The 14,153-nt window shown below is 56.4% G+C and carries 10 protein-coding genes and 3 pseudogenes; 4 read left to right on the top strand and 9 right to left on the bottom strand.

Translation table 11 applies throughout. The features are described from left to right. Window positions 1-401: 401 nt before the first annotated feature. Window positions 402-726: pseudogene (locus tag ACA063_RS26915) on the bottom strand (RHS repeat-associated core domain-containing protein); the annotation flags it as partial. 175 nt (window positions 727-901) lie between these two features. On the opposite strand from ACA063_RS26915, the gene creB reads away from it, so the two are divergent. From creB to creD, 3 genes are all read left to right on the top strand, one after another. Beyond that, window positions 902-1,582, top strand: a complete 681-nt coding sequence (gene creB / locus ACA063_RS26910) for a two-component system response regulator CreB (protein ID WP_497663988.1) — start codon at window positions 902-904, stop codon at window positions 1,580-1,582. Then, complete coding sequence (gene creC, locus ACA063_RS26905) at window positions 1,582-3,000, top strand: two-component system sensor histidine kinase CreC (protein WP_497663987.1); 1,419 nt, start codon at window positions 1,582-1,584, stop codon at window positions 2,998-3,000. The genes creB and creC overlap by 1 nt, the downstream gene beginning before the upstream one ends. A 210-nt stretch (window positions 3,001-3,210) precedes the next feature. Next, entirely contained in the window at window positions 3,211-4,581 is a 1,371-nt protein-coding gene (gene creD / locus ACA063_RS26900; RefSeq protein WP_497663986.1) for a cell envelope integrity protein CreD, read from the top strand. Window positions 4,582-4,835: 254 nt separating this feature from the next. Here creD and ACA063_RS26895 read toward each other — a convergent pair whose 3' ends face one another. Then, window positions 4,836-5,909 (bottom strand): RHS repeat-associated core domain-containing protein, encoded by a 1,074-nt coding sequence (locus tag ACA063_RS26895; RefSeq protein WP_497663985.1) that lies wholly within the window; start codon window positions 5,907-5,909, stop codon window positions 4,836-4,838. Between the two features lie 526 nt (window positions 5,910-6,435). On the opposite strand from ACA063_RS26895, the gene ACA063_RS26890 reads away from it, so the two are divergent. Continuing rightward, entirely contained in the window at window positions 6,436-6,786 is a 351-nt protein-coding gene (locus ACA063_RS26890; RefSeq protein ID WP_497663984.1) for a DUF6124 family protein, read from the top strand. 213 nt (window positions 6,787-6,999) lie between these two features. Here ACA063_RS26890 and ACA063_RS26885 read toward each other — a convergent pair whose 3' ends face one another. From ACA063_RS26885 to ACA063_RS26855, 7 genes and pseudogenes are all read right to left on the bottom strand, one after another. Then, window positions 7,000-7,488 carry a hypothetical protein gene (locus tag ACA063_RS26885; RefSeq protein ID WP_497666606.1) on the bottom strand — a complete coding sequence of 163 codons (489 nt, stop codon included), beginning with the start codon at window positions 7,486-7,488 and terminating at the stop codon, window positions 7,000-7,002. A gap of 27 nt (window positions 7,489-7,515) precedes the next feature. Continuing rightward, window positions 7,516-8,054 (bottom strand): annotated as a pseudogene (locus ACA063_RS26880) (RHS repeat-associated core domain-containing protein); the annotation flags it as partial. Between the two features lie 722 nt (window positions 8,055-8,776). Continuing rightward, window positions 8,777-9,309, bottom strand: a pseudogene (locus ACA063_RS26875) (RHS repeat-associated core domain-containing protein); the annotation flags it as partial. A gap of 106 nt (window positions 9,310-9,415) precedes the next feature. Continuing rightward, window positions 9,416-10,045 (bottom strand): glutathione S-transferase, encoded by a 630-nt coding sequence (locus ACA063_RS26870; protein ID WP_497663983.1) that lies wholly within the window; start codon window positions 10,043-10,045, stop codon window positions 9,416-9,418. A gap of 253 nt (window positions 10,046-10,298) precedes the next feature. Continuing rightward, window positions 10,299-10,478 (bottom strand): hypothetical protein, encoded by a 180-nt coding sequence (locus tag ACA063_RS26865; protein ID WP_497663982.1) that lies wholly within the window; start codon window positions 10,476-10,478, stop codon window positions 10,299-10,301. Continuing rightward, on the bottom strand, window positions 10,475-11,605 hold the full coding sequence (locus tag ACA063_RS26860) for a PepSY-associated TM helix domain-containing protein (protein ID WP_497663981.1): 1,131 nt from the start codon (window positions 11,603-11,605) through the stop codon (window positions 10,475-10,477). Before ACA063_RS26860 ends, ACA063_RS26865 begins: the two co-directional genes overlap by 4 nt. 71 nt (window positions 11,606-11,676) lie before the next feature. Next, window positions 11,677-14,106 (bottom strand): TonB-dependent siderophore receptor, encoded by a 2,430-nt coding sequence (locus ACA063_RS26855; protein WP_497663980.1) that lies wholly within the window; start codon window positions 14,104-14,106, stop codon window positions 11,677-11,679. Window positions 14,107-14,153 lie beyond the last annotated feature (47 nt).

Here is a 14,153-nt window from a genome sequence, read left to right as displayed (position 1 = left end):
AATGTTGGAAGAAGGACCTGCTTTTTTTGATGCGGACTGCACCCTTTCAAGTTCAGAAAAAAGTTTATCGTTGGGTAATGTTGAAAGGTGAACTTTTAGTTCCTGTGTTTTGTTGGCTATAAGTTCTTCAACGCTTGTCCTTTGGGTAGCCAATTCTGGTTTTAGTTTAGTAGGTAGTGTCCGAATTGTTGAGCTTTCGATTTGGTCGAATATCGCTATTTGTTGTGTGCGTTCGTCAGGCGTGAATTTAATATCGAACTCTGGCGCAGATTCGAGCGGCGTTATTTTGCGTGCGGACACAGGCACGTTTTCTTTTGCGCTATTAAAACCTGTTGCCACGGAGCTCGGGGCTTTAGAGGGCTTGGGTTTCATACCCAATATCCGTCGGAAAAATGTCCCTATTCCCCAAATGTGCCCTGTCGGATCCACTCGATTACGTGGATCCCCCCCACAATACGCATAAGCATTCAACCCTCCCGCCCCAAACGGACTCCAACTGTCCGGGCTGTTGAACCGCATCAATACCGGGTTGAACTGCCGATACCCTTTCCCCAAATGATAATGCCCGGTCAGCGCGTCCGGCGGCTCACCGTTAAACCCGATCAGACTGAGCAAGCCATTTCCCGGAGAGCGATGACCATAGGGCGTATAGGCGATAGACCGAGGTCCGTTCCCATCCAGGGTGTTCAACACAGACTGCTGTTGATCGGTCGCCAGCAGAAGTGTTTTTCGAGTGTGTGCAGACATCGCTGATCTCCGTAAAAGATCCCAATAGCGGGTGCCCTAGCTTCAACTCTATATCAGCTCCTGCCTACTATCAGAACTGCTAGGTTCACTGCCGATTGACGCCCAACCCTCCTTGGTTCACCGTTCGCCCATTCAATTGCCGCGCCCGGTTGCCATGCCTCATATCCTGATTGTCGAAGACGAAGCGGCGATTGCCGACACCCTGATTTTCGCCTTGCAGGGCGAGGGCTTTACTACCTCCTGGGTGAGCCTCGGCGCGGCGGCGCTTGAGCATCAGCGCCAGACGCCGGCCGATCTGATCATTCTCGACATTGGTTTACCCGACATCAGCGGCTTTGAAACCTGCAAGCAACTGCGGCGCTTCAGCGAAGTGCCGGTGATGTTTCTCAGTGCCCGGGACGGGGAAATCGATCGCGTGGTAGGCCTGGAAATTGGTGCTGACGATTACGTCGTCAAACCGTTCAGCCCTCGTGAAGTCGCGGCGCGGGTCAGGGCGATTCTCAAGCGTATGGCACCGCGAGCAGTGCCCGAGGCGACATCGGCCCCGTTTCGCATCGATAGCGAGCGCGTGCAGATCAGCTATCGCAACCAGTCGCTTAGCCTGACCCGTCATGAATTCCGTCTGCTGCAATGCCTGCTGGATCAGCCTGAGCGTGTATTCAGCCGCGAGCAGTTGCTGGACGCGCTGGGTGTCGCTGCCGATGCCGGGTACGAGCGCAGCATCGACAGCCACATCAAGAGCGTGCGCGCCAAATTGCGCCTGGTGAAGGCTGATGCAGAGCCGATCCAGACTCATCGTGGCCTCGGTTACAGCTACAGTCCGGGGCGCAGCTGATGCGGCTGGGGATACGGATTTTCCTGGTCTTTGTACTGTTTATCGGGCTGACCGGTTACTTCGTGCTCAGCACCGTCATGGAAGAGATCCGCCCCGGTGTGCGCCAATCCACCGAAGAAACCCTCGTCGATACGGCCAACCTCATGGCCGAAATTCTGCGTGATGACTTCAGGGCCGGCACCCTCAATCAGAACCGTTGGCCGCAGCTGCTCAAGGCCTACGGTGAGCGGCAGCCGAAGGCGAGCATTTGGGGATTGCCAAAGAATCAGGTCAACCATCGCATCTACGTCACCGACGCCAACGGCATCGTGGTGCTGGACTCCAGCGGGGTGGCGGTGGGCCAGGATTACTCGCGCTGGAACGACGTCTACCTGACCCTGCGCGGAGAGTACGGCGCGCGCTCTACTCGCAGCGACCCGCAGGATGCCGCGTCCTCGGTGATGCACGTGGGCGCGCCGATCCGCGACAACGGTCAGATCATCGGCGTGGTCACCGTGGCCAAGCCCAATAGCTCGTTGCAACCTTATGTTGATCGCACCGAACGACGACTGCTGACGTACGGCGCCGGATTGATCGGCCTCGGCCTGTTGTTCGGCGCGCTGTTGTCGTGGTGGCTGAGCGCGGCGTTACGCCGGTTGACGGTGTACGCGCAGGCGGTCAGTGAAGGCCGCCGCGTTGAGGTGCCGCACTATCGTGGCGGCGAGCTGGAACAGCTGGCGACAGCGGTGGAACAGATGCGCACCCAGCTCGAAGGCAAGGCTTACGTGGAGCGTTATGTCCACACACTGACCCATGAACTGAAGAGCCCGCTGGCGGCGATTCGGGGCGCTGCGGAATTACTGCAAGGCGAGATGCCGTTAGCGCAGCGGCAGCGGTTCGTCGACAACATCGACAGCGAAAGCGTGCGGATGCAGCAGTTGATTGAGCGCTTGTTGAACCTGGCGCAGGTGGAACAACGGCAAGGGCTGGAAGAACGGGTGGCGGTGCCGTTGGCTGGCTTGGTGGATGAGCTGTTAACTGCGCAGGCGGCGAGGATCGAGGGCAAGCAGCTGCGCGTCGAACAGCGAATTGCCCCGGAACTTGAATTGCACGGTGAGCCTTTTCTATTGCGTCAGGCGCTGGGTAATTTGCTGGAGAACGCGCTGGATTTCACGCCGGTTCATGGCGTGCTGCGATTCAGTGCCGAGCGAGTTGAGGGGCAGATCGAGCTCCAGCTATTCAATCAGGCCGAGCCCATTCCCGACTACGCGTTGCCGCGTTTGATTGAGCGCTTTTACTCCCTGCCGCGTCCGGACAGTGGGCGTAAAAGTACCGGGCTTGGGCTTAATTTTGTCGAGGAAGTGGTGAAGCTGCATGGTGGAAGTTTGATGGTAGGTAATACTGAGGGCGGCGTGCAGGTGATTTTGCGTCTGCCCTAAAGCCGCTAAAGATCGCAGCCTTCGGCAACTCCTACAGAGGATGGAAGCAGGTTTGGAATGCAATCTGGCGCTGACACAAAACCTTGTAGGAGCTGTCGAGTGAAGCGAGGCTGCGATCTTTTCCGGGATTTCCACAAAGTCTCCATATCCCCCACATAAATCCCCCATACAGCCAACCCAGACTCTCCCCATCCAAACAAGGAGAGTCCCATGAACCGAAGCCTGACCCTCAAACTCGGGGCCATTGCCCTGCTGATTCTGTTGTTGCTCATTCCCTTGCTGATGATCAGCGGCGTGATCCAGGACCGTCAGCAACTGCGCGATGGCGTGCTCGAAGACATCGCCCGCAGTTCCAGTTACAGCCAGCAACTCAGCGGCCCTGTGATGGTGGTGCCGTATCGCAAGGTGGTGCGCACCTGGAAGCTCAACGAGAAAACCAACCAGCGTTATCAGGAACTCGGTGAAGAGCGGGGTCGTTTGTACTTTCTGCCGGAACGCTTCGAGCTTGATGGTCAGGTTCAGACGGAATTGCGTAAGCGGGGGATTTACGAGGCGCGGCTGTTTCACGCCGACAATCGCATCTCCGGGCATTTCTCGCTGCCGGCGCAGTTGGGTATCAAGGAAGATTTCGCCGATTACCAGTTCGACCAACCCTTTCTGGCCGTTGGCATCAGCGACATTCGCGGCATCGAGAACGCGTTGAAGCTTGAGCTGGACGGCCAGCGTCTGGACTTCGTTCCAGGCAGCCAGGTTAGATGGTTGGGCGAGGGCGTGCACGTAACGCTGCCTGCCCTGGACGCCAGGCAGCCGACTGAACTGACTTTCGGTTTCGACCTGCGCCTGCAAGGCACCGGTCAATTGCAGGTTATGCCGGTGGGCAAGACCAGTAAGGTGTCGCTGGCCGCCAACTGGCCGCACCCGAGCTTCGTCGGCAACTACTTGCCGGCCCAGCGTGAAGTCACCGATCAAGGTTTCACCGCCCATTGGCAAACATCGTTTTTCTCCACCAATCTGCAAGAAGCCATGAACAGCTGCGTTTCCGGTAAAAACTGCGAAGTCTTCAATAGCCGCAGCTTCGGCGTGAGCTTTATCGACCCGGTGGATCAGTACCTGAAAAGCGATCGGGCGATCAAATACGCGCTGCTGTTCATCGTCCTGACCTTCGCCGGATTCTTCCTCTTCGAAGTGCTGAAAAGCCTGGCGGTGCACCCGGTGCAATATGCGCTGGTAGGTGTGGCATTGGCGTTCTTCTATCTGCTGCTGTTGTCGCTGTCCGAGCACATTGGTTTTGCCTTGGCGTATCTGTTGTCGGCCAGTGGTTGCGTGTTGTTGATCGGGTTCTATGTCTGCCACGTGCTGCGCAGCGTGCGTCACGGGTTGAGTTTTTCAGCGGGGCTGGCGGCGTTGTATGGCTTGCTTTATGGCTTGTTGAGTGCCGAGGATTACGCGTTGTTGATGGGCTCGTTGTTGCTGTTCGGGTTGCTGGGCGTGTTCATGGTGCTGACGCGCAAGCTGGATTGGTATGGGGTTGGGCAGAAGGCGGCTAAGCCGCTGGCGTTTGATATTGGGGCGGTGGAATGAGCCGGTCGCTGGGATTGCGTGAGGATCAGCGGGAAGGGAAGGTGTTGGCGACGCTGATTTTTCGATTGTTTCCGGTAGATCCGGTGCGGTGCCATCGCGAGCAGGCTCGCTCCTACATGAGATTTCGGGTGGACACGGGTTCGTGTGCACGGGGGATCAACATGTAGGAGTGAACCGCTAGCGATAAGGCAGGTGAAGCCAGCGCAAGCTTTGACAGACGCTTGCGTCGTTAGCGATGGTCGCCTATGCGGACACTAGTTACGGCGCACATCGACATTCAAGTCGTTTAGCCCGAAATTGTAATGTGGAGGAGGGCCATTAGTCTGACTGTTAGGTTGCTGAGGAAAGTTATGTAGTGGTGAATCGTAAGGTGGGGGCGATGAGGGTGCAGGAGGTGCTGAAGGCATGTCAGAAAATGAGCGTCCCAGGGTCACAGCAACTGTAGGCGGCTGTGCATAGCCCCTTTGATGATCGCGAGCAAGCGTTGCGTATAGTGCTCGGATCTCAGGATTAAACGGATTATGAAACGAGGGTATTACGGCAGCATATGCGCTATCTGATATTTCGCTCAGGGCAGGACTCGCTGGAATTAGTGGCGTGGGAGTTTGCGGAGCTGATACTCCTCTTGGCACGCTTGGCACGCTTGGCACGCTTGGCACGCTTGGCACGCTTGGCACGCTTGGCGAGCTTGGCGAGGCGATTGTTACTTCTACCACGCCTCGTGTTGCTCTGGAAATAGAACCTGACGCACCGGTCCGGGGTGTCGGAGTAGTTCCACACAATAAAAAACTCCACCATTTGTGCCCGTTCGGATCTTGCCGATTGATCGGATCCCCCGCGCAATATGCATACGCGTTCAACCCGCCCTCCCTAAATGGACTCCAGCTGTCCGGGCTGTTAAATCTCATCAACACCGGATTGAACTGCCGATAGCCACTGCCCAAATGATAATGCCTGGTCACCGGGTCCGGTCGTTCGCCGTTGAATCCGAGCAAACTGAGTAAGCCATTCTCAAGAGGACGATGACCGTAGGGAGAGTAGGCGATGGGCTTGGGCTGGTTGGCATCCAGCGCGTTCAAAACCGAACGTTGTTGATCGGTTGCCAACAGCGTGGCGGCGATCTTGCCGTCCTCACGTTGCTGTTGCGCCAATAGCTGATCTTCGTGCTGCAGGATGCTTTGATGCACACGGCCTTGAATTTCAGTGGCCAGGCGAGTTTTGCAGTAGTAGCGCTGGGTGGGGTGTTCAAAGGGTGTGCTATTGACCAGACGATCCAGCGGGTCGTAATGGTAGCGACACAAGAGGGTTTCGCGAGTAGGGGCAGGCATTGATTGAGCTCCGTGCATGGTCAAAAAGCCGGGACTTCAGCTTCGTTCCTTTTCCGGTCGTTGCCTACTATCAGAACTGTTAGGTTTTTGGAGTGGAGATCTCCTCGCCGGACATCGTTGCCAGCGTCACACATCCCGCCCGTTGCTGGTCGGAACAGGGTACTTCTCGCTTTGAAAAGTAAGTTTTCCTACAGGAAAAACTGGCCTCCTACAGCGCCAATCCCTTCCTTTTGCAGGACGTTTCCTAGATTATTCCGCACGCTTGCGCCGACAGATTTCCGTGCCTAATCTCCGTCCGTCACTGCTCATCAGTGATCGGGTTTAGTCGCCCGGCTATCACTTGGCGTACAGCGCTACCTCTGTTCAGGTGTTTTTTATCGCCTGAAATCTATGGTGGCTGTGCGCAGGGCACCTTCGGGTGCGCCGGGTTCCAGGTGACCGGTCGACTAACCTGTGCGCAGCCGCCACCCCCTCTCGTTTAGTCGCGAAATCGGTTGGCTCCTATTATCACCCTGGAGTTTTACCTATGAAAAAGCCAGTCCCCGATCCACCCTCCAATTCAACCAGAAATGACGATCTGCTCAGAGACCGCTCCGCCCTCTACCGTGCCATCGATTTCTACCTGACGGGCGAACAACCGTCGGCACCGGATGAACTGCGGTTCTACAACGTCAGCAACGACGTGAGCTTTGAAGACACCCAACTCTATATCGCCGACCTGCTGCGCTGTGCTTCGGTTACGGCTTACCAGTGTGGCGATCACCTTAAAGGCGCCGACAGGGCCATGGTGTTTTCCATCTGGCACTTGCTGGAGATTGCCAAGGCCATGGTTGATCGGTCGATTGATTGTTTGGGGATGAAGCAGGCCCAAGACTGATGGGAATAGTCGGTTGTTGATATTGCATTCGCCTGCAGGCTTGCTCCCACAGGGGGCTTGAGGCGAACGCAAAAAAATACGCGAAAGGTAAAGCGGGACAGTTTTGTTTGATTTTAAATCTGTCCTGCTATCTTTTCACTTGTGTAAATAATGTTATCCACTTTTTGCAAACAGCTGTGCCGGGTTGCGGCGGGTTAGTATTGGATGAAGTATTCATGATTTTCTTATTTCGGAGGCAACCTTCAACCAATTGTCGTTGTTGAAAGATTCACCCATGATGCTGGGACCTTCAATGCGCAGCGTTAGTACGTATTGAACTGAACGATTGAGTTCGTTTTGAAACTCGATTTTCGAGACGGCGAGGTTTCTCCGTTGAGCGTCGTCCAAATATTTAAAGTAACCATTTTCCGGTTGTAGTAGTTCGTGGATGATATTTCTATTTTTAAGTGTTTCTCTAAGATGTTCGTCGGCGACATTTAGGTAGTCGAATATTTTATGGTCTGGGTTGTATTCGTTAAGACGACCGGCGTTTTTGCGATTGGATAGCACGCTGGCGATGATGGCATGAGATTCTTTGTCCGTTGCTTGAGCCAGTTTTTTCAGGTTGTCAAAACCTCCGAACTGGTGTGCCGCTTCTTGTGCTGCTGTTGAAAGTTGCGTGTATCTTAGATTTTTGTTTTTCATAAGTTTATAAGTATTCATGAAAAATTCGTCGAATATTTTTGCTCTAAGAAAAACATGACCGTTTGGATCTCTCCGATTAATTGGGTTGCCAGCACAGTAAGCATACGCATTCAGCCCCCCTCGCCAAATGGACTCCAACTGTCTGGACTGTTAAACCGCATCAACACCGGGTTGAACTGCCGATAGCCATTCCCCAAATGATAATGCCCGGTCACCGGGTCCGGTCGTTCGCCGTTGAACCCGAGCAGACTGAGTAGGTCATTCTCCGACGGGCGATGGCCGTAGGGCGAATAGGCGAAGGCTTTGGGCTTGTCTGCATCGAACGCGTTCAAGACCGAACATTGTTGATCGGTTGCCAGCAGCGTGGCGGCTACCTTGCCGCCTTCGCGCTGCTGTTGCGCCAACAACTGGTCTTCGTGCTGCAGGATTGAGCGTTGAACCGTGCCTTGTATTTCGGTGCAAAGACGGGTTTTGCAGTAATAGCGCTGAATGGCAGCCAGGTCGAAGGGCGTGCAACCGACCTGGCGATCAAGCGGGTCGTAACGGTAGCGAGCCAAGAGAGTCTCGCGGGTGGGGGTGGGCATTGACTGAACTCCGTGCGAGGTTCAAAAACCGAGTCTTCAGCTTCGTTCATTTTTTTGGTCGTCGCCTACTATCAGAACTGTTAGGGTTTTGCTGTTTCTGAGTGAATTCCATCGGTATCGACCAGCGCTGAAGTTGAAAGGAAAGGGGGCAGATTTATTGACTGAAAAATAAGCACCAATAAATCTGTCCCCTTTTTTTACCTCGGAAGGTAATTATCGCGTATGAGATGTGCTCTGGTGTCTATCAATTCTTCAGAGCTAAAATTGCGTATGTTCTTATTTAAATTTGTCAGGTATTTAACTTTTTCATCTACGTTGTTTGCTATATTTTCCATGCGTTGGGCGTGCGTAGCGCCGTGTGAATGTCGTGCAAGCTTATTTACCTCGCGAAGGTCGTATTGTACTTGGAACATTTCTAATTTTCTGGATGCCCGGTTGATGTCGGTGGTCAGGTCATTGCGAAGTTTTTCTATATGGGAAAGTGCGTAGTCAGGTTTATCTATAGGCCCACTGCTGCGAGATGTCATGTTTGTGGGGTTAGTAGATTGGGTGACGCCTTCTATAGCATCGCTGCTAGCCATAGTGTTAACAGCTTTGTTAGTTGAAGAAATTGGCGTTGATGTTGCCTTGTTTATAATGGGTGCTGTTTTCCTAGATGTGAACGTTGCTTTGGGTAATAAATCTACAACATCCGTTTTGTTGAGGAAGGGGATAAAGAACTTAAAAACATGCCCGTTCGGATCATACCTATTTCTGGGGTCGCCGCCGCAATACGCATACGCATTAATCCCCCCCTCCCCAAACGGCTCCAACTGTCCGGGCTGTTAAACCGCATCAAAACCGGATTGAACTGCCGATAGCCATTCCCCAAATGATAATGCCCGGTCATTGGGTCCGGCCGTTCGCCGTTAAACCCAAGCAGACTGAGTAAGCCATTCTCCAGGGGGCGGTGACCGTAGGGTGAGTAGGCGAGGGGTTTGGGCTGGTTTGCATCGAGCGCGTTCAAGACCGAACGCTGTTGATCGGTCGCCAGTAGCGTAGAGGTCGCGTTGGTGCCATCGCGCTGCTGCTGCGCCAATAGCTGATCTTCGTGCTGCAGGATGCTTCGATGCACACCGCCATGTATTTCAGTGGCCAGGCGGGTTTTGCAGTAATAGCGCTGGGTGGGTTGTTCAAAGGGAGTGCTATTGACCAGCCGATCAAGCGGATCGTAGTGGTACCGACACAACAGGGTCTCGCGGTGAGGGGTAGGCATTGACTGAAGCTCCGTGCAAAGGTCGAAAAAGCCGAGCCTTCAGCATCATTCCTTTCCCAGCCTTTGCCTACCTATCAGATCTGTTAGGGTTTTGCCCTATGCGGAGTCATACCTTAGGCATCGTCGCCAGCATCGAAGCCCGCTGGCTCACCTCGAAATACCAGGCCGCCAGCTTTGGATTTGCCTCGCGCCATTCGAGGTCCGGGTGACGCAAATCCAGATAGCCCAACGCACACGCCACGCTGATTGCGGCCACATCAAAATGGCTGGTCAGCTCGGCAATTGCGTCGGCTTCCAGCACGGCCAAGGCTCGGCGGATTTTGTCGCGCTGGCCGTCCAGCCATTCGTCCCAGTGTTTTTCCGGCGCGCGCAGGGCCAGTTCGTAGCGGGTCAACACCGCCGCGTCCATGATGCCGTCGGCCATGGAAGCGAGGGTCAGGCGCCGCCAGCGGGCCGAACCGTCACGGGGGATCAGCGGGTTGCCGACGTGTTGGTGATCGAGGTAATCGAGGATTACCCGGCTGTCATGGATGACGCTGCCATCGGCCAGGCGCAGGGCGGGGATTTTGCCCAGCGGGTTGTCTTCGATGAGGGTCGGATCCGGGCTGACGGGGGTAAGTACGCTGGATTGCAACTCCACGCGGTTTTGCTGACCGGTTTCGTGGAGCAGCACCATGACTTTGCGAACGAAGGGCGAAAGAGGGTTGTGGTACAGCGTCATGCTCGGGGTGGACATGGTGACGTCTCGATTGATGGCAGTGCCGGCAGCATAGCGTGTAACTTTCGAGGGTCGAACCCTGTTCGAGCTGTGTAGGCGCTGTGTAGGCGCTGTGTAGGAGCTGTCGAGTGAAACGAGGCTGCGATCTTTTGATCTCGATCTTGTTTTCGATGGGGTAAAGCAAGATCAAAAGATCGCAGCCTCGTTTCACTCGGCAGCTCCTACATAGGTTCTCGGATTGGCATACAGGGATTCGGCGACGTACAAAACGTCAGCGGCGTTGCAGTAATCCACGCAGGGCGATGAAGGCGGGGATGCCCAGGCCGAGCCAGCTCAGGGCATCCCAGACGCCGTCGCCCAGCAACGCTGCGAACAATCCGGCAGCGCTGAAGAGACCGATGACGGTGGGAAGGGCGAAGACTTTCCAGAAGTTCGACTGACGCGGCCTCATGCTTGGGCCTGCGCAATGTCCGCCACGGGATTCGCTGCTTTGCGTCGCACGATCCAGAGGTAAACCCCACTGCCGAGTACGATGATGGTCAGCACGTCCAGCGTCGCCCAGAGGATTTTCATCGGCATCCCGCCGTAATCACCGAAGTGCAGCGGCTGCGACATGCCCATGGCGTCCATGTACCACGGTCGTTCGGCCACGGCGGTGACTTGCAGGGTACTGGCGTCGATCAGCACCGGCGTGAGCAGGTGGGAGGTCAGGTGCGTACTGCCTTTCATGAACACGGCGTAATGATGTTCGCTGGAGAACCGGGTGCCAGGGAACGCAATGAAATCGGGTTGCATGCCCGGTGCGACTTCCTTGGCGATATCGAGCAGGCGTGTCGCCGGCGCCAGTTGTGTCAGCGGTGGCGCGTCGCGGTAGGGCGCGATCATCGCGCTAAGGGTATCGGTGCGCCACGCGGCAATCAGCAGGTCCGCGCAGGCACTGATAACGCCGGTAACGCCGACCACCAGCGCCCAGGTCAGGGTCACGACGCCGATCAGATTATGCAGGTCGAGCCAGCGCAAGCGGGTGGATTTGTCCTGGCGTACGGCGGCGAATTTCAACCGGCGCATGAACGGCAGGTACAGCACCGCGCCGGACACGATCGCCACGACAAACAGTACCCCCATGAACGCCAGCAGCAACTTGCCCGGCAGGCCGGCGAACATGTCCACGTGCAGGCGCAGCATGAACATCATGAAACCACCGTTGGCCGATGGCATCTCCAGCGCTTCGCCGGTGCGGGCGTCGAGCATGAAGGTATGGGACGAGTTCGGTTCGGTGCCAGCCGTGGCCGCCATGATGGCGATCATGCCGTTGGGATCTTCGTCGTCGTAACCGAAGTACTGCATGACTTCGCCGGGACGATGTTTCTCGGCTGCCAGCACCAGTTGTTGCAGATTGAGCTGGGGCGTGTCGGCCGGCATTTGTTTGAGTTCGGCCGCATCGCCGAGCAGGTGATCGATCTCGTGATGAAAGATCAACGGCAAGCCGGTCAGTGCCAGCATCAGCAGAAAGACCGTGCAGATCAGGCTGGTCCAGGTGTGGACGAACGACCAGCGGCGGATTGTTTTACTTTTCATTTCCAGACCTTCAAAAATACCAAAGCCGTCCATGGAGGACGGCCGGGTCTTGGGTGTGTCCGTTCAGACCGTTACCACTTGTAGGTGGCACTGGCGACGACGCTGCGCTGGTCACCGTAGTAGCAGTAGAAACTGTCACAGGTAGAGATGTAGTCCTTGTCGAACAGGTTGGTTGCATTCAGTGCCAGCGACGCACCTTTCAAGCTGTTGTCCAGACGGCCGAGGTCGTAGTGAACAGCGGCGTCGAACACGGTGTAGGCATCAGCCTTGCCCAGCTCGGTGTTGGCCTGATCGCCGTAGGTGTTGCCGGTGTAGCGAACGCCTGCGCCGACGCCAAAGCCGTCGAGGACGCCGTTGTGCCAGGTGTAATCGGTCCACAACGAAGCCTGTTGGTTGGGCATCAGTTGCAGGCGATTGCCCTTGAACGTTCCGTCCTGTACTTCGGATTTGGCCAGCGTGTACGCGGCGAGGACCTTGAGGTTATCGGTCACGTCGGATACGGCTTCCAGTTCCAGACCTTTGACTTTCACTTCGCCGGTCTGGCTGGTGATCGACACGTTGTCCGAGTTGATCGTGGTGACGGAGACGTTTTTCTGGGTCAGGTCGTACACCGCCGCGGTCAGCAGGGTGTTGCTGCCAGGCGGTTGGTACTTGATGCCCAGTTCCCATTGCTTGCCCTCGGTCGGCTTGAACGATTCCGTCGTCGAGGTATCGGCGTTGCCTGCTGGCTGGAATGATTCGGCATAGGACAGGTACGGCACGAAACCGGAATCGAACACGTAGCTGATCGCAGCGTTACCGCTGAAGTTTTTGTTACGATCAGTGTTGGTGGCATCGCCTTTATTGAAGAACTTGGTGCTGGTATGGACCCAGTCTTCACGTCCGCCAAGGGTCAGGCGCCACTGGTTGAGAGCCATTTGGTCCTGGACGTACAGGCCGGTCTGATAGGTCTTCTGGTCGTAGTCGTAGAACGCATCTGAACGTGGCGGACGAACGATCGGCAGGCCATAAATCGGGTTGTTGACGTTGGTCGTCAGGCCGTCACCGAAGATCGAGGTGTAGTTGGTGTTGGTGCGCTGGTGATCGAGGCCGATCAACAGGGTGTGACTAACGTCGCCGGTGGCGAAGTCGGCCTGGAGGTTGTTGTCCACGGCGAACTGGCTGATGTCCTCGTCCACGCTGGTGCTCGAACGACCCACGTTGCCCTCGGCATCGACCTGCGTGAACGGGTAGGCGCCGGGGGTGAGTGCCTGGAAGGACAGGTCCGACTTGGTGTAGCGCAGGTTCTGCTTGAACTGCCAGACATCGTTCAGGCGATGTTCAAACGCGTAGCCCAGGGCGTAGTAAGTGCGGTCGTAGTATTCCCAGTCCGGGTCACCCAGATTTTTGTGATGGGAAATATCACCCAGCGGCGAGCGGATCTTGGTGCCTTGTACCGGCAGGAACTGGCTGGTGATGCCGGTATCGTCGCGGGTGAACTGTGACAGCAGGGTGAATTTTGTGTCTTCGTCGATGTTCCAGGTCAGGCTCGGCGCAATGTTGTAGCGCTTGTTGTCGACGTGGTCGATCTGCGTGCCGCTGTCGCGGATGACACCACTCAGGCCGTAGAGGAACTGACCTTCTTCATCAATTTTGCCGGTGCTGGCGAAGTTGATCTGGCGATGATTGTCACTGCCATATTGCACTTCGATTTCATTGCTCGACTCGGCGCTGGGACGGCGGCTGACCATGTCCAGCAAACCGCCCGGCGGGGTCTGGCCGTACACGGACGAGGCCGGGCCACGCAGCAGGGCGAGGCGGTCAAGGTTCCAGGTTTCCTGTTTCGGGTTGGCGTAAACGCCCTTAGGCAAGGGCAGGCCATCGAGAAACTGGGTCGGTTCGAAGCCACGCACGCGCAGCCAGTCGGCGCGGGTGTCGCTGCCGTAGCTGCTGGCGACGATGCCGGGCATGTAGCGCACGGCGTCATCGATGTTCTGAACGTTGCGGTCGTCCATCTGCTGGCGCGTCGCAACCGAAATCGAGCGCGGTGCTTCGACCAGTGCGGTGTCGGTCTTGGTGCCGGCGGCGGTGCGAGTCGCCAGGTAACCCTCTACCGGGCCCCAGGCGCTTTCAGTGTTTTCCACACCCATGATGCTGGTTGTCGGCAGGTCCATTACGCCCTCGGGCACGGCCACCAGGCTGAAGGTGCCGGCGCTGCTTTGTTCCAGTTGCAGCCCCGTGCCGCGCAAGGCTTCGCGCAGGGCGCCCGTGGCGTCGAACTGGCCCGTGACTGGTGCCGAAGTTTTGCCCGCTGCCAGCGATGGGTTCAGTGACAGGGCAAGACCGGCCTGGCTGGCGATCTGGTTGAGCGTGCTGGCCAAGGGAGCGGACGGCAGGTTGTAGGCGCGAACGCTCGACGCTTGATCGGCGGCCATCAGCTGAGCGCTAAGCAGAGGGGCACTGAGTGCAATGGCGACAGCCAGCAAACCGGGGCGCAACAAGGTGTCTAGCGAACGGGACATACAGCGGCTCCTGAAAGGGAATACTTCTCAATTGCCTAGGTGCCGAA

The organism is Pseudomonas sp. LBUM1643 (assembly GCF_059716215.1).
This window is presented reverse-complemented; position numbering and strand designations above follow the sequence as displayed.